This is a genomic window from Cutibacterium nasicola (assembly GCF_052654715.2).
Genome location: NZ_CP199745.2, coordinates 1,922,885 through 1,945,329 on the forward strand (window position 1 = coordinate 1,922,885; position 22,445 = coordinate 1,945,329).

Genomic DNA, 22,445 nt, shown 5'->3' on the forward strand with positions numbered 1-22,445 from the left:
AGAACAACCATGAACGCGACGAAGGAAGCCCATGGCTGAAACCACATCGACGGCGCAGCGAAGGCCAACAGCCGCATCTCGCATGAAACCGGTCTCCAGGGTCGGGGACAGGATTTTCGCCGGTGCCTCGTCGGTCATAGCCATTGCGCTGGCCATCATCGTCATCCTGATGTTCATCTTCCTCATCAAGACGGCGGCACCGACCCTGTCGGCCAACACCGACAACTTCTTCACCTCTCGCGCCTGGACGACCGACCAGAATCCGCCGGCCTTCGGTATTCAGGCCCTGCTGTGGACGACGCTCATCTCGTCTGTGCTCGCACTGCTCATCGCAGTTCCCCTCTCAGTGGGTATCGCCCTCTTCATCACCCAGCTGGCGCCCAAGAATCTCGCCAGCCCCGTCGCCTTCGTCGTCGACCTGCTGGCCGCTGTGCCCTCGATCGTCTTCGGCCTGTGGGGCGGCATCGTGTTCGGATCGTCGGGCGTCGTCACTGGCCTGCGCGACATCATCATCGCGGTACTCGGCTGGATCCCGATCTTCTCGGACGATCCGTCCTGGTCCTCCGCCACCGGCACGGTCTATCTCGCCAGCCTGGTTCTGGCCATCATGATCCTGCCGATCATCACCGCCGTCAGCCGCGATGTCATGGCCCAGACCCCGCACGACCAGGTCGAGGCTGCGCTGGCCCTGGGGTCGACCCGCTGGGAAGTCATCAAGCTCGCAGTACTCCCCCACTCCCGCTCCGGAATCATCTCGGGAGCCATGCTCGGTCTGGGGCGCGCTCTCGGCGAGACGCTGGCCGTCACCCTGATCCTGCAAACGATCAGCCCCATGGCCCTCAAACAGAAACTCAACCTGTCAATCTTCGTCGGCGGCGAGACCTTCGCCTCGAAGATCGCCGGTAACTTCTCCGAGGCCATCAGCGATCCCACCTCACTGGGCGCCCTGGTGGCGTCGGCCCTGGCCCTGTTCGTCATCACCTTCGTGGTCAACGCAACTGCCCGCCTGATCGCAGCGAAGGGAGTCAAGCGATGAGCGCCACCACCCCCGATCACATCCCCGCACGCGCCGAGGACATGCCCACGGTCGGGACGCTGGACCTCTCCCGTCCGTCCGGCAAGCGGACCACGAAGAGCGGTTGCGCCTCGATCTTCATGATCGTCGCCACCCTGCTCGCGGTCATCCCGCTGGTCTGGTTGTTGTTCGCTGCCGTCCGACGCGGTATCGCATCCCTCGTCCATGCCTCTTGGTGGACCCACTCGATGGACCCGTCCTGGGACCTCGTTGAGCAGGGTGCCATCCACGCCATCGTCGGAACCATCGAGATCGGTCTCATCACCTCGATCATCTCCGTGCCGATCGCACTGCTGACCGCCATCTTCCTGGTGGAGTACGCACGAGGCACCACGATCGCCAAGGTCATCAGCTTCGCCGTTGACGTCCTGACCGGGGTGCCGTCGATCGTCGCGGCCCTGTTCATCTTCGCGGTGGTCGTCACCACCCTCGGTGGAACTCAGTCGGCCTGGGCATCTTCCCTGGCCCTCATGATCCTCATGGTGCCGACGGTACTGCGATCCACCGAGGAGATGCTCAAGCTGGTGCCGGACTCGTTGCGCGAGGCCTCCTTCGCCCTGGGCGTCTCCAAGTGGAAGACGATCATGAAGGTCGTCCTGCCGACCTCAATGACCGGCATTCTCACCGGCATCGTGCTCGGCCTGGCCCGGGTCATGGGCGAGACAGCACCGCTCATCGTGTTGCTGCAGTTCAACACCGAATTGACCTTCAACCCGTCGACCCCGAACTTCGCAACCCTGCCGACCGTCATCACGAACGCCTACACCCAGGGCGGCGTGGACACCCCGGTCGTCTGGGGCGCTGCGATCACCCTGATAATCCTCGTCATGGGACTCAACCTCATTGCCCGTGGCATCTCCCGCCGCTACATGCGTCGCATGGGCAAGTGACACGAAAGAGAGCTGAACATGGCAAAGCGGATCGAGGTCAAGGACCTCAACATCTACTACGGCTCCTTCCACGCCGTTGAGTCGGTGAACCTGACTGTCGAACCCCGTACCGTGACGGCCTTCATCGGCCCGTCCGGCTGTGGCAAGTCGACGGTGCTGCGGACCCTCAACCGCATGCACGAAGTCATCCCCGGCGCCTACTGCACCGGCAAGGTGGAGCTCGACGGCGTCGACCTCTACGGCAAGGACGTCGACCCAGTGGCCGTGCGCCGCAACGTCGGCATGGTCTTCCAGCGAGCCAACCCGTTCCCGGCGATGTCGATTCGCGACAACGTCGTGGCTGGTCTGAAGCTCAATGGTGTGCGCGACAACACGTTGCTTGACGAAGCCTGCGAGAAGTCGCTGCGCGGTGCCAACCTGTGGAACGAGGTCAAGGATCGCCTGGAGCGTTCTGGGGCGTCCCTGTCTGGTGGCCAGCAGCAGCGTCTGTGCATCGCCCGCGCCATCGCCGTCGAGCCTGAGGTCCTCCTCATGGACGAGCCGTGCTCGGCTCTGGACCCGATCTCGACCCTCGCCATCGAGGACCTCGTCGGGGAGCTCAAGGACCGCTTCACCGTGGTGATCGTGACTCACAATATGCAGCAGGCAGCCCGTGTCTCAGATCAGACCGCTTTCTTCAACCTCAAGGCCCAGGGAGAGCCCGGCCACCTCGTCGAGATTGGCTCCACTGACAAGATCTTCTCCAACCCGAAGGAGAAAGCCACCGAGGATTACATCTCAGGCCGCTTCGGCTGATCACCCGGGCCTCACATCGCCTTCATGGGCTACTGGAGGCAGGGCCATGACCCCATGCAGGGGGCGCCGAGCACCCATTGTTAGGCGATGCTAGGCTACCGATCGTTCGACGTAGGGAACCTCGTGCAACTCGAGGACTGACGCGCAGCGGTGAGGCGGACGAACAGGCACATGGCCACTGGGGTAACCCGGGAAGGCGCCCGTTCGGATGATGCCGAGTCCGAAAACCTCTCGGACTGGATCTACCCGACGGCCGCGCGACTCGGCCCTGACGAGGACGGCTTCCTTGGCTCGACCCCAGCACCGGATACCGGCGCGTTTCACACTGTTGACGACCCTGCTCGTCCTCACGCCCGTACTATCCATCGCCTTTGGCGCCGCCCCCATACCTATTGGCCAGGTCTTGGGCGTCCTTGCTGACCGTTGCGGCATCCCGGTGCATGTGACGTGGGATGCCATTACCGACGCCATCGTGTGGCAGAACAGAATGCCCCGAATCGTCACTGGCCTTGGGGTGGGGGCGATCCTCGGGATATCCGGTGTCGCTCTGCAAGCAGTGGTGCGCAACCCGCTTGCAGAGCCATATGTCCTCGGTGTCAGCGCTGGAGCATCGTGCGGGGCCGCCGCCGCCATCATTCTCATCGGCATCTCGTCAGCCGTCGGCGTCGCCGGAATGGCCTTCCTCGGGGCATTGCTGTCCACCGCCGTCGTGTTGTTCATGGGGGGAGGACGGAATTCGTCAACCTTGCGACTCATCCTCGCCGGTCTGGCAGTCGGGTTCATTTTTCAGGCCACCACCAACTTCATCATTTTCTCCTCGGACTCCCCGGAGACGGCCCGAGCCGTCATGTTCTGGACGCTCGGCGACCTCTCCCGCGCCAGCTGGACGCAGGGATGGACGAGCATCGTCGTCGCTGGTGTGCTTGCGATACTGATGTGGGCCTGCGCACCATGGCTCGACGCGCTGGCATCTGGCGATTCCACCGCCACTGCGGTGGGAATCGACCCAGCGATAATACGAGTCATCCTCCTCGTCCCAGTCTCGGCAGGGGTGGCCATGGCTGTCGCGATCTCGGGTGGGATCGGATTCGTCGGACTGGTCATTCCCCACCTGATGCGATCCTTCATCGGCCACGGGCACCGTCGGCTGGTCGCGTCTTCAGCCATTTCCGCCGCCATCTTCCTGGTGTGGGCCGACACCTTCTCCCGTACCGTCTTCAGTCCGGCAGAACTGCCGATTGGCGTCATCACCGGTCTTCTTGGCGCTCCTTTCCTACTGGTCTTGGTGAGGAGAGGCACGCTGACATGATCTGCGCCACTGACGTAGTTGTCCGTCGCGGCGAGCGGATTGTCCTCGACAGGGTCGATGTCACCGCGAACCAAGGTATGACGATTGGGATTATTGGCCCAAACGGCGCGGGCAAGTCCACCTTGTTGTCTGCGTTGTACCGCAACGTCTCCATCTGCTCCGGACAGGTCACGGTCAGCGAGCGTGACGTGGCTGTGATGAGTCGCCGCGACATCGCCCGCGAGGTAGCTGTCGTGGCGCAAACCCCAGATCAGGCCCTGCCGCTGACAGTCCGCGACACCGTCGGTCTGGGACGGTTACCGCACCGCTCGCTGATGGGATATGGGGACGCGGCTGACCGCGAGATCGTCGAGGATGCCCTAGCGCGCACCGATCTCACCAGGCTGGCATGTCGCCTTGTCACCCAGCTCTCAGGTGGCGAGCGTCAACGCGTTCTTGTCGCTCGCGCCATTGCCCAGCAAGCTGGCCACTTACTCCTCGACGAGCCCACCAATCATCTCGATATCGGCCACCAATTTGACCTGCTCAATCTCGTCCACACGATCGACGCAACCACCATCATCGTGCTGCACGACCTCAACCTGGCAGCCCGGGTAGCAGACCAGTTGGTGCTTCTCAACAAAGGTTGTCTGGTTGCCTCCGGCCCCTGCGAGGAGGTTTTGCGTCCCGATCTGCTGTCCGAGATCTACCGGGTCGACGTCGAGCACATTACCCACAACGGTCGTATCCACCTCTTGTTCAATCCCCCAGACCGCTGAACCGTCCTCAACGCCCACTACGCAGAGCCCCTACCCGACTCCGAGGCCGCCTGCATCGCCCGGTCCATCACCGACTGGATCACCACAGAATCCCGCCTGTGGGTGCAATCCAGCACAGTCACGCAAACCACCTTCACCACCATCCAATCCGCACGCGGACACAAAGGCGGCACATGCAGCGGAGAGATGAGACGAGCAACAACCATGCAAGAGCTCGCGAAGGCTACCAATGATGATCCGTCCTGAGGATCGTGTCATGCGTGGCTCCTTGACCGCCCGTGAACTAGCAGTACGGTCTGGATTCTCGATGAGGACAATGCAACGCTGGACCTCTCGAACTCGAGAGCAGTATCTCCGCGACCAAGAGCAACGACGCGAAGCGATTCGGGCCTACCACGACAATCAAGGCCACACCTGGCCACAACCTGCCAACCACTACAGAATCACCGAGTCGACAGCTAAACAGCTTGCCTACCGCACCCGCAAAGAACGAGCCCGTGAGGCCGAGGAAGCCGCCAAGGGGCCAACTCTGTTCGACGTCATGGACGACGAGGTGTCATGACATGAGCACCTACGGCGAACAGAAAAAGCATGGGCCGGGCATGGACTCGCCTCCGTCGCGAATACCTCGACGGCAAGATCCTCGACGCGGTGGTCCTGCCCTCCGGGGCCGGCACGCGATGGGAATGCCCCGTGTGCGGCGAGGTCGGCACCAACGTGACCAGCAGCCGACTCGCTACGACAGCCGGGCGCAACCACATGCAGACCCACATCAGCGCCGACGACCACACCACCATGGAAGCCCTCAAAGTCACCCACATACCCGAGGCGCTGTTAACGCCCTATCAACGCACCCTCCGCAACCAGCTCCAGACTCGACCCGATCAAGACACCCCGTAGACGATGAAGTCACGGCCTGAACCACACCCCCAACCAAGCCTGCACTCACAGAAACCCCTCCTGAACTGGACTTGCTCAGGAGGGGTTTTGTCTTGCTCTGCGCCTAGACCAAGGCCGCGGGTCACCTCAGTTTTTCAGCTGCTGCCTTCACGCCAGGCGACGTGCAGACGTTCGTAGGTTTGTTACCAGTCCTAGAGCAGATTTCGGCAGTGAAGAGATTCGCCCCTCCTACGATCGCTTGCGCTTCTTTTGAATTTGGATTAGAAAGAGCTTTTACCACGTTTTTCGGATCTTCCCTCGCCATCCAAGGCGTGTAGCTGGGATTCGATGTGGTGATGTCGCCCCAGTAGGCGAAGGGGATGCCTCCTTCTGGGTTGTACTTGCTAAATATATCCTGCTTAGATTCCGGCAAGCTCGCTATTTGTCGACCTTCTCTATCGGCTAACTCATAGGCATCCAAGTCAACATACTTGCTGCTGTACTTGTAGTTCCTAAAAGTAATCGTAGGAATATTGGAAAGCTCCTTTTCTGCCGGGCTTGACAGGGTGTCTTCTAGCCCGCTGAAGGTTCCGAATCGAGACAAAGCTGCCGCGAGAGGGAGTCTTTCCATCGCGCAGAAGGGACAGAATTCTGACCCTACATAGAAGAGCTTTACCTTGCCGTCTCTGTCAGGTTTATTCCCAGTCTTGGTGACCTGAAGCTCCGAAGAACCGGGGCCAACCTTGTCATAAACGCTTTTAGGGATGGAGACAATCGCCTTGGAGATCGTACCCTGGGAAGTCTCTATAGCGGGACCCTGGCGGGACTTATTAATAGCAAGTACCGTGCCAACGATAATAAGGGAGAGGGCCAGTACACCTGCGGCGACATAGATGATCTTACGGCGCTTCATCTTGAGTGATTCGCGCTCTTGTTCCCTGCGGAGAGTTTCTCGTTTGCTCATAAATTTATCAGTAGAGAGAAATTGAGCTAATGTTCAACGGAGGATTAATAAATGCGCAGCGGTTAGATTTGATGGCATACTTCCTCCACCCGCTTGAAGTACGAGATACCCACATGTGACCCTTTTTGCCGCGGGTGATCCACCCATTACCCCCCTAAGAATGAGATCCATTGTTTTTCTTTCTGTCGATTTAATCGAAAAGCGATATAATACTAGCACATGAGGGCAACGGGTCGCCGATTCGGAGGTGGTCTATGTCCAGGAATCGTGTCGCAACTGTGTCCGGTAAACCCGGTTCTGGTCGATACGTCGGGCACGTCCACGTTCGGACGTAGCGAGTTTTCCCTCTGCGGTCTGAGCACGAGCCAGTGCGCATCTCGATACTTTTCGCACCTCGGCCAGCAGGCCTCACCATGACATCTGGTCTGCCGTTTTCGAGCACCTGACCCACGTCAGCCTCGACGGAAACCACGGCCCCCAGAACGACTCCACGCGCCCCTGGCTCTTGGACCCTCAGCTAGCTTTGAAGGTCTGGGTAACCTCACGGGTGAGCGCTTGACGAGTCCACGCAGACACGGTCATGCCCTACCGAGAAGCATCCCGTTCAATCAACCTCCACACGCTGGCACTCACTCGGATCGTGCGAGGCTCCAGGGGTTCAGTCTCCACTTCCTCCCAAGCTCGACCCTCGAAGGGGTCGACCTGCATCCCCTCAAAACCTGACTCGGCTTCACTGGCCCACTGGCGCACCATCTCGTCGGTGACTCGAACACCATTGTCGGCAACAAACTCACTCATCTCGCCCTCCTCATCTGAGCCAGAAACCCTTTCGTCAACCAATTCGCGTGAATCACCAATACGGACCCGTCAGCGCCACGAACAAACACCACCTCGATCGCCCGCCCCGCACTATCAAATCCGATCGTGGCCCATCGCACCGGCTCAACATCCTCATCACCTCGACGCACCCGAGCACCACCAGAACCCGTCTCATACGCCTGCCGAACCTGCTCCACACTTAACCCGTACTTCAACGCATTCGGGACGCACACACAGCAGCATACGCACACGTCGTCGCTAATAGAACACACTGCAGACGACAACCAGAACAAGGCACACCATCCCCTATTCCGACGCACCTAGTGCATTCTTGACGCCTGCCCGAGTTTTTCGCCCGACAGACGACACACACCACACGCGCCAAGGCCGCACGATCCGGCCCGGATCGTGCGGCGGATCGATCATGTCACGACCACAAACCAGGCCGATACTGGCCACGAAGCCGGGCACGCATCGTCCGATCTTGGTTGACCAACCGGCTTCGCTCGCGATCTGATTTAGCAAGTTTTCGTTCCGCTGTTTCGGCTCGAACGCATGCCTCTCGTAGCTGGGTGTGAGCTTCAGCTAGACGCGCCCGCACATCGGCAAGTTTGCGATTCCAGATGTGGGACTCGCCCCGATTCGATCTGCACTACACGCACCGGAACCGACACTCCTCGGGCCACCATGCGTTCATCTCGGGCACGTCGACGGCACTCGTCCGAACACCAGATCCGGGGTCGGCCTCGACCCGAACGGGACTCGATTCGGCGTCCACACCGGGGACATGTTCGGGGCGACGAGTAGCAGGCCATGACCCCAATCTATTTCCGCCGGACGATATCCACTACCCCCGGCACAAACTGTGCAAATAGTGCGACGAGCCTAGAGGACCCTGAGCGAGCTTACGAGTGAGGGGGGTATCCCTACTCGACAAAACAGGAGGACACTCTCTTGGCATCGGGACCGCTAACCGGTCGCCGACACGAGGCACGCTCGAGTTTGGGTGGGCCGCGCAGGAGCCCACCAGGAAGGAGGAAGTCGCTTCGCTCCTGCAGAGGATCCCCCTGGGGAGCCCCCAGACCCCAGAACTATCTGACTTGGCTCTTCGGGACGTACTCTCGACAGGTGATTCTTTTCGTGCTTGGCTGGTCTCATGGACGCGGCATCCGCAGAACAGTGGGAACAGATGTGGCTGCCGCTATGGCCGCTAGCCACCGATGACCTAGCCACGGGCATCTACCGCACCAGCCGATCCAAAGCCCTCGGCGTGCGCTACATCGAGACCAACCCCCAATGAAGGAGAACACGATGTCACCATCGCGCGCACGCGTCACCGCGGCTGCAATTTCCGGTCTGTGCCTGCTGACGACTGCTTGTGCTGGGTCTTCAACCGAGCACCCTGGCGCCTCCTCGACGGCAGGCCGCACCGTCATGAGCTGCAATGAGAAGCTCACATTCACCGATCCACCCAAGCGCGTCATCATGATGGGAGACACCGACGCCTCCACCATGAACGCCCTCGGAGTACTCGATCGCGTCGTCGCCAGGGCCGGGCACATCGAGGAGGACGCCTATGACGCCAAGACCCTCGCCAAGCTCAAGGCGATCCCGACGATCGCATCGCAGCAGCTTGACACCGGCGGGGCCAAGATATCGACCGAGACGATCCTCGACCAGCACGCAGACCTCGTCATTGGCTACGACACCGGCGTCAATCGCGACGCTCTGCGCAAGTCCGGCGTCAAGGTGTACAGCACCGACGCCATGTGCCCCGACAAGAAACCACCCGCCCCGGCCTCCTTCTCCCAGGTCAAGGACGAGGTCACCAAAGTCGGGCAGATCTTCAACGTTGCGGACAAGGCCACCACGATCAATGAAGATCTCGACACCAAGATCTCCACCATTGAAAAACACACTGCGTCGGAGAGCAAGGCCGATGCCGTCGCCCTTTACATCACTCCGGGTAGCACCGATTTCTACACCTACGGATCCTCGAGCATGATTGAGCCGATGTTTGCCGCCAATGGTCTGCGCAACATGTATCACTCGAACACCACCCGGGTCTTCGACGCCGCGATGGAGGACGTCCTGCACAAGGACCCGGAGTGGATCGTGCTGTTGGCCGGTGGTGGCGCAATGTCAAAGGTGGAACCCACCTTCTTGTCCTTCAAGGGCGCCAACGAGCTCAAGGCTGTCAGGAAGGGGCACGTGGTGACGATGCCCTTCGCCTTGACCGACCCTCCCACCCCGCTGACGATCGAGGGTACAGAGAAACTGCACGATCTCATCACGGACAAGAAGTGACCATGAGCCAATGACACACCGGCATCTCTGAGCGCTCCTCAAGGGCGCTCAGAGATGTCACTGTGCACCGTCCATCTCCTTACCGAGTCCCAGCAGGGCGTTTTCGACGACCTCGGGCAGAGCAGGATGAATCCAATACTGGCCGCGCGCCATCTGGTCGACTGTCTGGCCAGCGCTCATTGCCTGGATGCACGTCTGAATGAGGGTTGATGCCTGCGGTCCGATGATGTGGGCACCCAACAGCGTCCTTGTCCGTGGGTCTCCCAACAGCTTGACGCAGTGTCCCTCATTTTCCATCGCCCAGCCATAGGCGACGTCCGCGTATTCCTGAAGGTAGGCGGCGTAAGGAGTGTCGGACTGGAGCAATTCCTGTTCTGTGGCACCTACTGACGCCACCTGCGGATTCGAGAACACCGCATGCGGCACGAAGCGATGATCGGAACTGGTCAGGTCGTCGGGGTGCAAGAGGTTGTGGCGCACCACTCGAGCTTCATGGTTGGCCACATGCTTGAGCTCCCAGTGGGAACACACGTCGCCGAGCGCCCAGATGTGGTCCACACTGGTGCGCTGATGCTCGTCGACGACCACGAATCCGTCGTCGTCAACGTCAACCCCCGCAGCCGGAAGGTTGAGACGATCACCATTGGGCACCCGACCCATGGCGTTGAGGACGACGTCAGCTGGATAGTCGTAGTCGACCCCATCACCGTCAACCGTCAGGACGACGAGGTGACCACCCGGATCACGATCGATGCCCACCAAGCCCTCGGACATCCGCAGCCTCACGCGGTGGCCAATCTGTTCGGTGAACCGCTGAGAGATCTCCCGGTCCTCATGACGCAGCATCCGCCCGGACCGGTTGATGACGGTGACGCTGGATCCCAACGCGGAGAAGATGTGTGCGAACTCGGCAGCAATGAACCCACCGCCGAGAATCACCAGGCGATGGGGCAACTCATCCAACCTCATGATGGTGTCGGAAGTGTGAATTGCCCCCGCCAGGCTCGGGTCGTCGAGACCGAGGACATCCGGGACACGCGGACGCGACCCGGCTGCCAGGACGATCTGATCAGCTGTGATGCATGTGCTCCCGACCTCGATGGTGTGGGGATCGACGAACTTCGCCTCGCCGGTGTGGACGTCGACGTTCTCCAGGCCCTGGCGGTACTCGAGCCCGCCTTGAGAAATGGGATCGATGCGTCCGAAGATTCGGTCACGGATGGAGGTGAAGGATGCCCCGCGAAACTGCAGATTGACCCCCAGCCTGGCAGCCTCGGACGGCGAGGTTGCCAGGTCGGCCGGAATCACGAACATCTTCGTCGGTATGCAGCCGACGTTGAGGCAGGTGCCTCCGAAGGTGCCCGAGTCGATGATGGCGGCGCGCCGGTCAGCAAATTCCTCGTCCAGGATCGTGTTTCCCGAGCCCGAACCAATGACGACGATGTCGTAGTGCTCCATGACCCCAGTGTGTCATCCCAGGCAATGACAGATCGCCCAACCCGCTGCCGACACTGATCATGCCATTCATGGCACATCGTCATTCCTGAGTGATGTCTCGGGATATGAACGACCGTGTCATTGTCCCGAAAACTGCTAGCGTCACACCCATGATGAACGGCTGGAGTCTCATTACCGGACGCGCGGTCTGACCACGCACCGGAATCCAACCGCGCGCCCTCCTTCCACTTCCGGATGGAGGGCGTCGTCATGTGTACGCAATTGTCGAGGGGAACACGATGCCCACGCTGAGATCCGCCACCAGCACCACCGGGCGTGCCATGGCCGGAGTCCGCGCCCTCTGGCGTGCCACCGGCACCAAGGACAACGAATTCGGCCGTCCCATCGTGGCGATCGCGAACTCCTTCACCCAATTCGTCCCGGGCCACGTGGGACTGCGCGACGTCGGCAAGATCGTCGCCAAGCACGTTCGCGCCGCTGGCGGCGTCCCCAAGGAATTCAACACCATTGCCATTGACGACGGCATCGCCATGGGCCACGACGGCATGCTTTACTCCCTGCCGAGCCGCGAGCTCATCGCCGACTCGGTGGAGTACATGGTCAACGCCCACTGTGCCGACGCCCTCGTCTGCATCTCCAACTGCGACAAGATCACCCCCGGCATGCTCATGGCCGCCATGCGCCTCAACATCCCGACCGTCTTCGTCTCCGGCGGCCCGATGGAAGCCGGCAACGCCACCCTGGCCGACGGGGAGCACAAGCTCGACCTCATTGACGCCATGGTTGCCGCCGGAGACGAGACCGCAGCTGACCGCGACGTCAAGCTCATGGAGGCCAACGCCTGCCCCACCTGTGGGTCCTGTTCGGGCATGTTCACCGCCAACTCGATGAACTGCCTGACCGAGGCGCTTGGCCTCTCCCTGCCCGGCAACGGTTCCCTGCTAGCCACCCACTCGGACCGTCGCAAGCTCTTCGAGATCGCGGGACGAACCATCGTGTCCCTGACCAAGCGCTGGTACGACGAGGACGACGCCTCCGTGCTCCCCCGCTCCATCGCCACCAAGGCAGCTTTCAACAACGCCATGAGTCTGGACATCGCGATGGGCGGCTCGACGAACACCGTCCTCCACCTGCTGGCAGCTGCCCAGGAGGGCGAGGTCGACTTCACCATGGCCGACATCGACTCCCTGTCGCGCAAGATCCCCCACCTGTGCAAGGTGGCCCCCTCGACCAGCGTCTTCCACGTCGAGGACGTCCACCGTGCCGGCGGTGTGCTCGGCATCCTCGCCGAGCTCGACCGAGGCGGGCTGCTCGACACCACCACCTCGACGGTGTGGTCCCCCGACGGCACCCCGACGACGATGTCCGTCGAGATCGCCCACCACGACCTCATGTCCGATCCCGACGAGGGCGTCCGCACCCTCTACGCAGCCGCTCCCGGTGGGGTGCGCACCACCGAGATGTTCTCCCAGTCCTCGCGCTGGAAGAGCCTCGACACCGACCGTGACAACGGCTGCATCCGCGACATCGGGCATGCCTACTCGTCCGACGGTGGCCTCGCGGTACTCTTCGGCAACATCGCCGAACGCGGCTGCATCGTCAAGACCGCAGGCGTCGACGAGTCCATCCTGACCTTTTCCGGGCCTGCCGTCGTCTATGAGTCCCAGGACGACGCCGTCACCGGCATCCTCGGCAAGAAGGTCAGGGCCGGGGACGTCGTCATCATCCGCCACGAGGGCCCGAAGGGCGGCCCCGGCATGCAGGAGATGCTGTACCCGACGAGCTACCTGAAGTCGATGCACCTGGGCAAGGAGTGCGCCCTGCTCACAGACGGCCGGTTCTCCGGTGGCACCTCGGGGTTGTCCATCGGTCACGTCTCCCCCGAGGCTGCCTCCGGGGGTCTCATCGGCCTGGCCCGCGATGGCGACACCATCAGCATCGACATCCCCAACCGCACCATCAGACTTGACGTCGATGACTCCGAGCTGGCCCGTCGTCGCGATGAGGAGGAAGCTCGCGGAATCGATGCCTGGACGCCACGCACACCCCGCCCGCGTCACGTCTCCGCCGCTCTGCGTGCCTATGGGATGCTCGCCTCCTCCGCCGACCGCGGTGGGGTGCGCGACCTGTCCCAGGTGCGCCCAGTGGCTGAGTGAGGAGATCGCCGATGTCTGTCATGAGTGACCAGGAGTACCTGCGTGCCGTGCTGCGAGCACCGGTCTACGAGGTGGCCGAGAAGACCCCACTCGAGCCGATGCCCAATGTTTCCAAGCGCCTCGACAACACCGTGCTGGTGAAAAGGGAGGACCGTCAAGCAGTCCACTCCTTCAAGATTCGCGGCGCCTACAACCGAATGCGCAACCTGACCGAGGAGGAGCGTCGCGCGGGGGTGGTGACGGCTTCAGCCGGCAACCATGCCCAGGGCGTTGCCCTGTCGGGTGCCCGGCTCGGGGTCAACGCGAAGATCGTCATGCCAAAACCCACCCCGTCGATCAAGGTTGACGCGGTGCGTCAGCTCGGCGGCCAGGTGGTGCTGGCCGGGGAGTCCTTCGACGAGGCCAAGGCTCACGCCCTGGACCTGGCCGAGAACGAGGGGCTGACCTACGTCGCCCCCTTCGACGACCCAATGGTCATCGCCGGTCAGGGAACCATCGGTCTGGAGCTCATCCAGGACGCCGCCGACGTCGACCGGATCTTCGTGCCGGTCGGTGGCGGTGGCCTTGCCGCCGGGATCGCGGTCCTCGTCAGGCAGCTCATGCCTCAGGTCAAGATCATCGGTGTGGAGCCGGCTGAGTCGGCATGTCTGGCGGCTGCGATGACGGCCGGTGAACCCGTCACCCTGGACCGGGTCTCCCAGTTCGCCGAGGGCGTTGCCGTCGCCCGGATCGGTGACGAGACCTTCCGCATCCTCATGAATCACCTCGACGACGTCGTCACCGTCGACTCGGACGAGATCAGCGCCGCCGTCAAGGATCTCTTCGACGACGTGCGTGCCGTTGCCGAGCCAGCCGGTGCCGTCGCGCTGGCCGGACTCAAGAAGTACGCCCATGCCCACGGCATCCACGGCGAGCAGCTCACCACTGTCCTCAGCGGGGCCAACCTCAACTTCGGATCCCTGCGTCACATCGCAGAACGCGCCGAGATCGGTGGGCGTCGCGAGGGGATGTTCGGAGTCATCATCGACGAACGCCCAGGAGCCTTCCTGGACTTCTGCAGACTGCTGGGTGGCCGCATGGTCACCGAGTTCAACTACCGCCTTGCTGACGACGACTCCGCCGCCATCTTCGTCGGCGTGCAGTTGGCCCACCGCGACGAACGCTCCGAGATCGTGGAGATCCTGAGCAACGCTGGACACCGCGTGGTCGACCTGTCCGACGACGAGGCAGCCAAGACCCACGTCCGTTACATGGTTGGTGGGCATCCGTCGCGGGCCGTCGGGGAAAAAGTTGTCTCCTTCGTCTTCCCAGAGTCTCCGGGAGCGCTGACCCACTTCCTCACAACCCTGGGAGCCCGGTGGAACATCTCGCTGTTCCACTACCGCTCCTTCGCGATGGACACCGGCCGGGTGCTGGCCGGGTTCGAGGGTGCCGCTGACGACCCAGACCTGCCGGCTCACCTTGACGACATCGGGTACCCGTGGAGTGATGTCTCGGATTCTCCCTCTTATCAGATGTTCCTCCGGGAGCGTTGAGAGCTGCGTGGAAGACTTGTGACATGACTGAGAAGGATGCGACTCGCGACGAACGCCCGTGGGCACTGGTGAGCGGGGCCAGTGGTGGTCTGGGGCAGGCCTTCAGCCGTCACCTGGCCAGCTGCGGAGTCAACCTCGTCCTTACGGGACGCCGTCAAGACGTCCTTGACGATCTTGCCACCACACTCACCACCCGATACGGGATCCGCACCATCGTCCATCCCTGCGACATCGCCTCGGCATCTGACCGGTTGGCCCTGGTGGAGGACGTCACCGGGCGCGGCATCGTCATCGACACTCTCGTCAACAACGCTGGATTCGGTGCAGCTGGCCGGATCGCCGAGACCGACCCGGTTCGCCAGACCTCCCAGGTGGAGGTCAACTGTGAGGCCGTCGTCCACCTGTGCGGTCTGCTGCTGCCCGGAATGATCGCGGCCAAGCAGGGATCGATCATCAACGTCGCCTCCACCGCTGCCTTTCAGCCCATCCCTCAGTTCGCCACCTACTCGGCGTCGAAGTCCTTCGTGCTGTCGTTCACGAAGGCGCTGTGGACCGAGACGAATGGCACTGGGGTGCGAGTCACGGCGATCTGTCCTGGTCCGACGGAGACCGGATTCTTCGATGTCGCAGGTGTGCCGGAGATGGGAGCTGGAAGCCGTCGCCAACCCGACGATGTGGTGCGCACCGCCTTCGACGCACTGGCCCACCATCGTCCTTACGCGATCGACGGGTTCCTCAACCGTACCGTCGCACGGCTGGTGCCGCTCCTGCCACCGCGTCTGGTGATGGCCGAGGCGGAGAAGTACCTCAAGGTCTGACGACCGCTGCGTCGACGATTGCTTGTTCGACGACTACTTCGCCGTCACAACCTTCTCGTCAGCGATCCGGTTTCCTTCCCGGATCACCACGTCATATTCCCCCTTGGGCATGATGACGGTGGCGCTCCACGGGCGCCAGTTGTCACCGTCGGTGGCGGAGATGTTGATCTGCCCGCTGGTGACCATGTGACCGCCCTTGGGAGATCTCACTTCGTAGGTCATGGCGGAAACCGTCGGCTGGGCGAGGCCACTGATCGTCATCTTGCCGGACGACACATTGGCACCGGCTTGGGGCGCGTCGACCCACACCGGGGCGCACTGGGCAAGACCCTCGTCAACGAAATCCGCGGCGGGTTTGCCAATGATCGGCAGGTTCGGCGAACCATCAACGAGAATGCGCACCGACTTGTCCCCAGTGCGGTCACCGACGGCCGCCGTCGCGGTCACGACGAGCTGCTGGATGGCTCGTTGTACTTGTTCGCCATTCTTGAACTGGCTGAAAGCGGATGCCGAAAGGTCGAGGGTGATACGTTTTCCCTCGACCGACGCCCGGTTCACTTGGCCAGCTGCCCATCCGGATGTGTAATTCGGGTCGAGGGGCGCGACGTTGAGTACGGCCCCCACCGCTGTTCCCAATCGATCGCCCAGAGTCGGTAGGTCACGCAGCTCACGGTGGATGAACCCGTCGTCACGGCCCAGGTAGACGACGTCCAGCCCGGTCTGAACGGTTGACAGAGACCGATCGCTGGCCTGGGGGGTTCGGGCAGCCGGCGCCGCCTCCGAATCATTCGTCGTCGAGCTGTGATTCGAGCCCAGCAGGGGGAACAGAATGCCCAGCCCCAGTGCCACCAGACAGGTCAGGGCGACGATCCAGGTGGCGGGACGGCCCCGCCACGTCTTCCGGGAAATCTGGGAGATGATGGCGTCGTAGCGGGAGTTCGGGTGGACCGAATCCACGATGGTTTCCAGGGCCGAGCGCACAACCGCCTCAACCCTGGGATCGGCATGGCCGGGATTCGTGTGGGAACCAGGACGCAGAGTCTCGCCGATGGTGGTCAGAGCCTTCGTCTCATTGTTGTGAACGCCGTTGACGCTCATGCCCAGGGTCTCGGCGATCTCGTCGTCCGACAACTCCACTGTTGCGAATTTGAGGATCAGCACCTCACGCTGTCGGGCTGGCAGTCCCCGTAGGCACCAGTAGGCCAACTTGTCGGGGGTTTTGGGAGGAGTTGTGTCTCGTTCAGCCGGCTGTCGTCCCCTGGACTTGTTGACGACGGCGGTGCGCAGGTACGACACGGCATGCTGATGGGAGTGCAGCCGCAAATCACGTCGGTAACTGGTGGCAAAGGCCGCTATGACGGCGTCCTCGGCCGCCCGCTGGTCTGCCAGCAACAGGGTGGCCAACCTGACGAAGGCGTCCCACTTCTCTTGGTAAAGCTCGGGAAGCCAATCGTCACGGGATTCGGAGAAGGAACCCTTCATGTCAGGCTCCGGCATACGAGTGCGAGCCGCCGAATACCGGGCTGAGACCCATGAAGTTGGCCCAGGAACAGGCCACACCGATGATCGCGATGATGGCTACCGCCAGGGTCGACGACCACGTCGAGGCCCCAGGCACCATCGGGACCGCCGCGAGGACAGCGACAAGCCGAGTCCTCACTTGGGTGCACCGCCTGCGGAGATGTTGGCCCGACGGTCCTTGGCCGGGATGAGGTCGCGAGCAGGCTCGCAGTAGTCGATGCGCACAATGCGACCGTCGAGTACACCGAAGCTCGTCACCGAGGCAAGGGTGCACTGCCGGGATCGCGGGTCGTGGGGAAGACGTCGCCCCTCAGCTGAGCACCGTGCAATCCAGATCGGCAGCTGGTGGGAGACGATGAGGGCCTGTCCGCCCTCAGGAACCTCCTCGGCAGCACGCAGGATCGCCCGTGTCATCCGCTCGGCGATCTCGACGTAGGGCTCTCCCCAGCTCGGAGTGAACGGGTTGGAAAGGTGACGCCAGTTACGAGGGTTGCGCAGGGCCTTGTTGCCCTTGCCGAAGACTTGGCCCTCGAAGACATTGGCCGCCTCGATGACCTCGGAGTCGATGCGCACCTCGAGCTCCGGGTGCAACGCAGAGATCGGGGCCATCGTCTCCCGGGCGCGCTCCAGCGGGGAGCTCACCAGGGCAGACAGCTCAACATCAGCGAAATGTTCGGCAGCGCGAGCGGCCATCCGTCGCCCCAGTGGAGACAGATGATATCCGGGCATGCATCCGTACAGAACCGCGGTCGGGTTGTCGACCTCACCGTGGCGCAGCAGGTGAACGGTCGTCATGGCGCTCATCGTCTCCCCTTCCGATACTCGCGGGCCGCAGCCCACCTCTGCCCATGACCCTACGTCATGGGGATGCTCAGCGTGATGGGTGACGGCCCCGACGCTTGCGCTGGGAAGGCCGAGTAACCGGCAGACCCTTGATGACCATGTCGTCACGACGCTTTGCGGCGAAATCAGCGAGGGCGTCAGCCAGGCTCAACGCCGTCGGCTCGGGGGCGATGACGTCAACCGCCAGGCCGTGCTCCCGACAGGTCTCGGCAGTGCGCACACCCACGGCAGCGACGACGGTGTGTTTGTGTGGCTTGCCGGCGATACCGACGAGATTGCGCACGGTCGTCGAGGAGGTGAAGACGACAGCGTCGAACTTGCCGGTCTTGATGGCCTCGCGGGTCTCGGCTGGCGGCGGTGCAGCACGAACGGTGCGGTACCCGACGACGTCCTCGACCTCCCAGCCCAACTCGGACAGGTCGGCTGACAGGGACTCGGTGGCAATGTCGGCGCGCGGCACGAAGACCCGGTTGATGGGATCAAGGGCGTCGTCGAAGGCCGGGAACACTGCGGCCAAGGCCCGGGTGGACTGCTCTTTGGATGGCACCAGGTCGGGTCGCACTCCCCACTCGGCCAAGGCGTTGATCGTCGACTCGAAGATGGCGGCGATGCGCAGGCCCGAGTAGGCGCGGGCGTCCAGACCAATTTGTTCCAGCTTCTCGGAGACGGCCCGCACGGCGTTGGCGGAGGTGAACACGACCCACTCGTAGCGTCCCTCGACGAGACCGCGAATGGCTTTGTCCATCTGCTGCGGGGTGCGTGGGGGCTCCATCGAGATCGTCGGGACGTCGAGGGAATGGGCGCCGTAGCTCTGCAGGCGCGAGGGCAGGGTGGCCGAGTGGTCGCGGGTGCGCGGAATGAGGATGCTCCAGCCGAACAGCGGCTTGGACTCGTACCAGTCCAGCTGTTCTCGCTCAGGAGCCTCAACGACCTTGCCGATGGCAATGTGGATCGACTCGGCGTTGGCCAGTCGAGCGGACTTGGCGGTCTGCGGCAGCTCGCCAAGGGTCGTGGTGTGGGTGGTCTGCTGGGTCGTCGCGCCGTGACAGATGAGGGCTGCCGGCTCATCCTCGCTGCGGCCCGAGACCACCGCGTACTTGACGACCTCCTTGATCCGGCCAGCCGAGGTGTTGACGACGATGAATCCGTTGGCCGACCACGTCGATCCGTCGCCGGCGATGTCTCGCTGACAAGCGGCGTCGCCAATGAGCTGGACGTCATGGCCATGGAGGGTCAGACCGGCGTACTCCGGGACTGCCGTCATGCCGGTGACACCGGGAACAACGTCGACGTCGTGGTCGGCGCGAGCCACCGCAGCAGCCTCGGCGCCGATATCCCCGTCGAGGAAAGGATCCCCGCTGACGAGGCGAACGACCTCAAGTCCTTGGGAGGCCGCATCGATGATGGTGGCGGTGACGTCGGCGCAGTGCTCGTTGACGTCGACCGGAATGGGTGCACCCGTTCCGGGCTGGCTGGGCAGGACGACTTCCTCTTCGTCGGCACTACCAGCCGAAACGATCCTGACGTCAGGGCGGAGCTCCAAGAAGTCACTGCCGAGCAGGATGCGGTGCTCCGGGCACGAAATGACGATGACCTGAGCGCGATTGATGGCGTCAACGGCTCCCAGGGTCAACAGATTCGGGTCTCCTGGGCCAGTGCCCACGAACTCAACCCGGGCCTGGGCCGACGCGGTGCCCAGATCACCGGCAGGCTGCGGCATCGGCTGGTGAGCCTCGTCAGTCATCTGGAGTCCTTCCGGTGTCTGCCGTCATGCCGGGCGGTGTGCTCCAGCTTTGGGCATCGAGGTCAATAGTGCTGGTCTGTGAGGAAAGGCGCAAACCTGCCCGCTCACTGAACATTCCGGATGTCAGGGCAGCACCGCTGGAAGAGTGGGACCATCACGCAGGGTCGGCATGAAGGCGTCGACGTCAAGGGTCCAGTAGGAAATGGGGTCGCCGTCAACGAAGGTCACCGGGACGTGATCGCTCCAGCGGGAGCGCAGGCCCTCAGCAACGTCAACGATCGTCGGTTCGCATCCGAGACTGCGGTAATCCTGTCTCATCCGTGCAACGAATTCGATGGCCTCATCGCGCAGATGACGGCACTGGCGGGTGACAATGACGACACGCCCCTCGACCGGCGGGTCGAGGGGCCGTGATCCACCACTACGAGAGGCAGTCGTGTCATGCCGATGCCATCGCCACATGCACAACCGCCCGAAGTGTCACTTGCCGGCGCGACGACGCTGAATACGCGTCTTCTTGAGCAGCTTGCGGTGCTTCTTCTTCGCCATGCGCTTGCGACGCTTCTTGATCACGGATCCCACGGTCAACCTCTTTCGTTGGAACTGGAAGTCTGGTGCACCCGGGTGGGTGCGAAGTTCCTGGCCCACCGACAAGGCGGACAAAGGGTTACTTTACGCTGTGACCTGCAATCGAGCCAAAAACGCCGCACCGACCCGTCAGGACAAGCCAGCAGCACGGTCGCGACATACCGTCATTGCATCAGCGAAGGTGGCTCGCACTCCCCCGGCCTCCAACTTGGCCAGGGCAGCAGCGGTGGTACCGCCGGGGCTCGTCACCTTGGATCGCAGCACTGCCGGATGCTCCCCACCGGACAACAATTCGGCTGAGCCGACCAGAGTGGCGACGGTGAGCTGGCTCGCCTTGTCTCGCGGTAGTCCCATGGCGACGGCGGCGTCAATCATCGCCTCCGCCACCAGGAAGACGTAGGCAGGGCCGGAACCCGACACGGCGGTGGCGGCGTCATGCAGTTTCTCGGGCACCTCGACGACGGTGCCGACCGTCTCCAGAATCTTGACGACCTTCTCGCCAGCCCCCTCAGCACCTGGTGCAGGGCTGACGATGAACGCACCCTTGCCCACCTGAACCGGGGTGTTGGGCATGACACGCACGACCTTGGCCTGCCCAGCAGCCAGCAACTTCTCGGTGGTCACACCGGCAGCGATGGAGATGACGGTCGCGTCATCCGTGAGGTACTCCGCGACCTCCTCCAGCACATCGACAGCGGCATAGGGCTTGACCCCGAGAATGACGAGCTCGGCGTCGCGAACGGCCTCGGCGTTGTCCGCCGTCGTTTTCACGCCCAGAGTTGAGGCGATCTCGTCGCGATGTGACTCGCAACGCGCCGTCGCCACGACGTCGTCCGCCGTGACCGTGCCAGCGTCGATGAGCCCACCAATGAGGGCTCCGGCCATCGTTCCGCAACCCAGGACCGCGATCTTCCCGCTCACTCGGCAGCCACCAGCTCGGCCAGCTGCACGGCATTGAGGGCAGCACCCTTGCGCAGGTTGTCGGCGGTACAGAAGAACACCAGCCCCTTGCCTGCCGGAGCGGACTGATCAGCACGGACACGCCCGACCAGGGACGGATCAGTTCCGGCGGCAGACCGCGGGTCCGGGACGTCGACAACATTGACTCCCGGAGCATTCGTCAACAGCTCGGTGGCCTTCTCAGGGCTCAGATCGTCGCGGAACTCCGCGTGCACGACCAATCCGTGACCGCTGTACACCGGCACTCGCACACACGTTCCGGCCACCGGCAGATTCGGGATGTGGAGGATCTTGCGCGACTCGTTGCGCAGCTTCTGCTCCTCGTCGGTCTCACCGGTGCCGTCGTCAACGAGGTTGCCGGCAACCGGCACGGCATTGAAGGCGATCGGGGCGACATAGGGCCCGAGGTCGTCGACCGGAACTCCTCGTCCATCAATGGCCAGGGCGGAGGGATCGTCAATGGCTGCGGTCTGCTCGGTGAGGGCGCGCACCCCGGCGACACCCGACCCGGACACGGCCTGGTAGGTGGCGACGACGAGACGGGTCAGCTCGGCAGCGTCATGCAACGGCTTGAGCACCGGCATGGCTGCCATCGTCGTGCAGTTCGGGTTGGCGATGATCCCCTTGGGACGCTTGGCGACGTCCTCGGGGTTGACCTCGCTGACGACCAACGGGACGTCAGGGTCGCGTCGCCAGGCCGACGAGTTGTCGATGACGACAGCCCCGGCAGCAGCCACCTTGGGGGCAAACTCGCGAGAAGTGCCGCCACCGGCGGAGAAGATCGCAATGTCTAGGCCCGCGACATCAGCAGTAGCGGTGTCCTCGACGACGACCTTCCCATCTCCCCACGGCAAGTTCTGTCCAGCTGAACGAGCAGAGGCAAAGAACCTCACCTCGTCAGCGGGGAAATGACGCTCCGCCAGCAAGGTGCGCATGACCCGGCCGACCTGTCCAGTGGCTCCGAAGACTCCAAGCTTCATGCCGCCCATGGTAGGGGCATGACACGACAGGACCGCGCAGTGTCCG

22 protein-coding genes, 3 pseudogenes and 1 riboswitch are annotated in these 22,445 nt (G+C 62.8%); of the genes and pseudogenes, 12 read left to right on the top strand and 13 right to left on the bottom strand.

Going from position 1 to position 22,445, the window contains the following annotated elements; translation table 11 throughout:
* Window positions 1-31 precede the first annotated feature (31 nt).
* The 7 genes from pstC to ACUCCZ_RS09140 all read left to right on the top strand — a co-directional run bounded on the left by pstC (window position 32) and on the right by ACUCCZ_RS09140 (window position 5,727).
* Entirely contained in the window at window positions 32-1,036 is a 1,005-nt protein-coding gene (pstC, locus tag ACUCCZ_RS09110) for a phosphate ABC transporter permease subunit PstC (RefSeq protein ID WP_435917229.1), read from the top strand.
* Entirely contained in the window at window positions 1,033-1,965 is a 933-nt protein-coding gene (gene pstA, locus ACUCCZ_RS09115; protein WP_435917230.1) for a phosphate ABC transporter permease PstA, read from the top strand. The genes pstC and pstA overlap by 4 nt, the downstream gene beginning before the upstream one ends.
* 18 nt (window positions 1,966-1,983) lie before the next feature.
* Window positions 1,984-2,760: a phosphate ABC transporter ATP-binding protein PstB gene (gene pstB, locus ACUCCZ_RS09120; protein WP_435917231.1), complete on the top strand. Its 777-nt coding sequence runs from the start codon at window positions 1,984-1,986 to the stop codon at window positions 2,758-2,760.
* 113 nt (window positions 2,761-2,873) lie between these two features.
* Window positions 2,874-2,990, top strand: a riboswitch (cobalamin riboswitch).
* 56 nt (window positions 2,991-3,046) lie between these two features.
* The gene (locus tag ACUCCZ_RS09125) at window positions 3,047-4,069 is read left to right on the top strand and encodes a FecCD family ABC transporter permease (protein WP_435917232.1); all 1,023 of its coding nucleotides are present in this window, start codon (window positions 3,047-3,049) and stop codon (window positions 4,067-4,069) included.
* Window positions 4,066-4,827 (top strand): ABC transporter ATP-binding protein, encoded by a 762-nt coding sequence (locus tag ACUCCZ_RS09130; protein ID WP_435917233.1) that lies wholly within the window; start codon window positions 4,066-4,068, stop codon window positions 4,825-4,827. Before ACUCCZ_RS09125 ends, ACUCCZ_RS09130 begins: the two co-directional genes overlap by 4 nt.
* A gap of 307 nt (window positions 4,828-5,134) precedes the next feature.
* On the top strand, window positions 5,135-5,389 hold the full coding sequence (locus ACUCCZ_RS09135) for a hypothetical protein (protein WP_435917234.1): 255 nt from the start codon (window positions 5,135-5,137) through the stop codon (window positions 5,387-5,389).
* Between the two features lie 29 nt (window positions 5,390-5,418).
* Window positions 5,419-5,727, top strand: a complete 309-nt coding sequence (locus tag ACUCCZ_RS09140) for a hypothetical protein (protein WP_435917236.1) — start codon at window positions 5,419-5,421, stop codon at window positions 5,725-5,727.
* Window positions 5,728-5,848: 121 nt separating this feature from the next.
* Here the strand turns inward: ACUCCZ_RS09140 and ACUCCZ_RS09145 are convergent, their stop codons facing one another.
* From ACUCCZ_RS09145 to ACUCCZ_RS09160, 4 genes and pseudogenes are all read right to left on the bottom strand, one after another.
* The gene (locus tag ACUCCZ_RS09145) at window positions 5,849-6,670 is read right to left on the bottom strand and encodes a DUF929 family protein (RefSeq protein WP_435917237.1); all 822 of its coding nucleotides are present in this window, start codon (window positions 6,668-6,670) and stop codon (window positions 5,849-5,851) included.
* 252 nt (window positions 6,671-6,922) lie between these two features.
* Window positions 6,923-7,142: pseudogene (locus tag ACUCCZ_RS09150) on the bottom strand (hypothetical protein).
* A gap of 41 nt (window positions 7,143-7,183) precedes the next feature.
* Window positions 7,184-7,423, bottom strand: a pseudogene (locus ACUCCZ_RS09155) (hypothetical protein).
* 41 nt (window positions 7,424-7,464) lie between these two features.
* A complete protein-coding gene (locus ACUCCZ_RS09160; RefSeq protein ID WP_435917238.1) occupies window positions 7,465-7,608 on the bottom strand; it encodes a toxin-antitoxin system toxin subunit in 144 nt (47 codons plus the stop codon).
* 1,037 nt (window positions 7,609-8,645) lie between these two features.
* On the opposite strand from ACUCCZ_RS09160, the gene ACUCCZ_RS09165 reads away from it, so the two are divergent.
* On the top strand, window positions 8,646-8,789 hold the full coding sequence (locus ACUCCZ_RS09165; protein ID WP_435917407.1) for a hypothetical protein: 144 nt from the start codon (window positions 8,646-8,648) through the stop codon (window positions 8,787-8,789).
* Between the two features lie 11 nt (window positions 8,790-8,800).
* Complete coding sequence (locus tag ACUCCZ_RS09170; RefSeq protein ID WP_462981538.1) at window positions 8,801-9,796, top strand: ABC transporter substrate-binding protein; 996 nt, start codon at window positions 8,801-8,803, stop codon at window positions 9,794-9,796.
* A gap of 57 nt (window positions 9,797-9,853) precedes the next feature.
* Here the strand turns inward: ACUCCZ_RS09170 and ACUCCZ_RS09175 are convergent, their stop codons facing one another.
* Window positions 9,854-11,254, bottom strand: a complete 1,401-nt coding sequence (locus tag ACUCCZ_RS09175; RefSeq protein WP_435917240.1) for a mycothione reductase — start codon at window positions 11,252-11,254, stop codon at window positions 9,854-9,856.
* 278 nt (window positions 11,255-11,532) lie between these two features.
* Here ACUCCZ_RS09175 and ilvD point away from each other — a divergent pair, with 278 nt between their 5' ends.
* Genes ilvD through ACUCCZ_RS09190 form a run of 3 tightly spaced genes read left to right on the top strand, consistent with a single transcriptional unit; the run spans window position 11,533 to window position 15,763 of the window.
* Entirely contained in the window at window positions 11,533-13,410 is a 1,878-nt protein-coding gene (ilvD, locus tag ACUCCZ_RS09180; protein WP_435917241.1) for a dihydroxy-acid dehydratase, read from the top strand.
* Window positions 13,411-13,421: 11 nt separating this feature from the next.
* Window positions 13,422-14,945 carry a threonine ammonia-lyase, biosynthetic gene (gene ilvA / locus ACUCCZ_RS09185; RefSeq protein ID WP_435917242.1) on the top strand — a complete coding sequence of 508 codons (1,524 nt, stop codon included), beginning with the start codon at window positions 13,422-13,424 and terminating at the stop codon, window positions 14,943-14,945.
* A 23-nt stretch (window positions 14,946-14,968) separates the two neighbouring features.
* The gene (locus ACUCCZ_RS09190; protein WP_435917243.1) at window positions 14,969-15,763 is read left to right on the top strand and encodes an SDR family NAD(P)-dependent oxidoreductase; all 795 of its coding nucleotides are present in this window, start codon (window positions 14,969-14,971) and stop codon (window positions 15,761-15,763) included.
* A gap of 33 nt (window positions 15,764-15,796) precedes the next feature.
* On the opposite strand, the gene ACUCCZ_RS09195 is transcribed toward ACUCCZ_RS09190, so the two are convergent.
* The 8 genes and pseudogenes from ACUCCZ_RS09195 to ACUCCZ_RS09230 all read right to left on the bottom strand — a co-directional run bounded on the left by ACUCCZ_RS09195 (window position 15,797) and on the right by ACUCCZ_RS09230 (window position 22,408).
* Window positions 15,797-17,260, bottom strand: a complete 1,464-nt coding sequence (locus ACUCCZ_RS09195; RefSeq protein ID WP_435917244.1) for a GerMN domain-containing protein — start codon at window positions 17,258-17,260, stop codon at window positions 15,797-15,799.
* Window positions 17,247-17,342, bottom strand: a pseudogene (locus ACUCCZ_RS09200) (c-type cytochrome biogenesis protein CcsB); the annotation flags it as partial. The pseudogene ACUCCZ_RS09200 and the gene ACUCCZ_RS09195, both read right to left, overlap by 14 nt.
* 77 nt (window positions 17,343-17,419) lie before the next feature.
* Window positions 17,420-18,088 carry a histidine phosphatase family protein gene (locus tag ACUCCZ_RS09205; protein WP_435917245.1) on the bottom strand — a complete coding sequence of 223 codons (669 nt, stop codon included), beginning with the start codon at window positions 18,086-18,088 and terminating at the stop codon, window positions 17,420-17,422.
* A 67-nt stretch (window positions 18,089-18,155) separates the two neighbouring features.
* Window positions 18,156-19,871, bottom strand: a complete 1,716-nt coding sequence (locus ACUCCZ_RS09210) for a bifunctional uroporphyrinogen-III C-methyltransferase/uroporphyrinogen-III synthase (protein ID WP_435917246.1) — start codon at window positions 19,869-19,871, stop codon at window positions 18,156-18,158.
* A 123-nt stretch (window positions 19,872-19,994) separates the two neighbouring features.
* Window positions 19,995-20,189, bottom strand: a complete 195-nt coding sequence (locus tag ACUCCZ_RS09215; RefSeq protein WP_435917386.1) for a hypothetical protein — start codon at window positions 20,187-20,189, stop codon at window positions 19,995-19,997.
* Window positions 20,190-20,351: 162 nt separating this feature from the next.
* Window positions 20,352-20,453: a 30S ribosomal protein bS22 gene (locus tag ACUCCZ_RS09220; protein WP_002550589.1), complete on the bottom strand. Its 102-nt coding sequence runs from the start codon at window positions 20,451-20,453 to the stop codon at window positions 20,352-20,354.
* A 135-nt stretch (window positions 20,454-20,588) separates the two neighbouring features.
* Complete coding sequence (gene proC / locus ACUCCZ_RS09225; protein WP_435917249.1) at window positions 20,589-21,380, bottom strand: pyrroline-5-carboxylate reductase; 792 nt, start codon at window positions 21,378-21,380, stop codon at window positions 20,589-20,591.
* On the bottom strand, window positions 21,377-22,408 hold the full coding sequence (locus tag ACUCCZ_RS09230) for an aspartate-semialdehyde dehydrogenase (RefSeq protein ID WP_435917250.1): 1,032 nt from the start codon (window positions 22,406-22,408) through the stop codon (window positions 21,377-21,379). Before ACUCCZ_RS09230 ends, proC begins: the two co-directional genes overlap by 4 nt.
* Between the last annotated feature and the right edge of the window lie 37 nt (window positions 22,409-22,445).

Coding starts and splice junctions, on each gene's coding strand:
- pstC (WP_435917229.1), top strand. CDS start 32: ATGGCTGAAACCACATCGACGGCGCAGCGAAGGCCAACAGCCGCATCT.
- pstA (WP_435917230.1), top strand. CDS start 1,033: ATGAGCGCCACCACCCCCGATCACATCCCCGCACGCGCCGAGGACATG.
- pstB (WP_435917231.1), top strand. CDS start 1,984: ATGGCAAAGCGGATCGAGGTCAAGGACCTCAACATCTACTACGGCTCC.
- ACUCCZ_RS09130 (WP_435917233.1), top strand. CDS start 4,066: ATGATCTGCGCCACTGACGTAGTTGTCCGTCGCGGCGAGCGGATTGTC.
- ACUCCZ_RS09135 (WP_435917234.1), top strand. CDS start 5,135: ATGAGGACAATGCAACGCTGGACCTCTCGAACTCGAGAGCAGTATCTC.
- ACUCCZ_RS09140 (WP_435917236.1), top strand. CDS start 5,419: ATGGGCCGGGCATGGACTCGCCTCCGTCGCGAATACCTCGACGGCAAG.
- ACUCCZ_RS09145 (WP_435917237.1), bottom strand. CDS start 6,670: ATGAGCAAACGAGAAACTCTCCGCAGGGAACAAGAGCGCGAATCACTC.
- ACUCCZ_RS09165 (WP_435917407.1), top strand. CDS start 8,646: ATGGACGCGGCATCCGCAGAACAGTGGGAACAGATGTGGCTGCCGCTA.
- ACUCCZ_RS09170 (WP_462981538.1), top strand. CDS start 8,801: ATGTCACCATCGCGCGCACGCGTCACCGCGGCTGCAATTTCCGGTCTG.
- ACUCCZ_RS09175 (WP_435917240.1), bottom strand. CDS start 11,254: ATGGAGCACTACGACATCGTCGTCATTGGTTCGGGCTCGGGAAACACG.
- ilvD (WP_435917241.1), top strand. CDS start 11,533: ATGCCCACGCTGAGATCCGCCACCAGCACCACCGGGCGTGCCATGGCC.
- ilvA (WP_435917242.1), top strand. CDS start 13,422: ATGTCTGTCATGAGTGACCAGGAGTACCTGCGTGCCGTGCTGCGAGCA.
- ACUCCZ_RS09190 (WP_435917243.1), top strand. CDS start 14,969: ATGACTGAGAAGGATGCGACTCGCGACGAACGCCCGTGGGCACTGGTG.
- ACUCCZ_RS09195 (WP_435917244.1), bottom strand. CDS start 17,260: ATGCCGGAGCCTGACATGAAGGGTTCCTTCTCCGAATCCCGTGACGAT.
- ACUCCZ_RS09205 (WP_435917245.1), bottom strand. CDS start 18,088: ATGAGCGCCATGACGACCGTTCACCTGCTGCGCCACGGTGAGGTCGAC.
- ACUCCZ_RS09210 (WP_435917246.1), bottom strand. CDS start 19,871: ATGACTGACGAGGCTCACCAGCCGATGCCGCAGCCTGCCGGTGATCTG.
- ACUCCZ_RS09215 (WP_435917386.1), bottom strand. CDS start 20,189: ATGAGACAGGATTACCGCAGTCTCGGATGCGAACCGACGATCGTTGAC.
- ACUCCZ_RS09230 (WP_435917250.1), bottom strand. CDS start 22,408: ATGGGCGGCATGAAGCTTGGAGTCTTCGGAGCCACTGGACAGGTCGGC.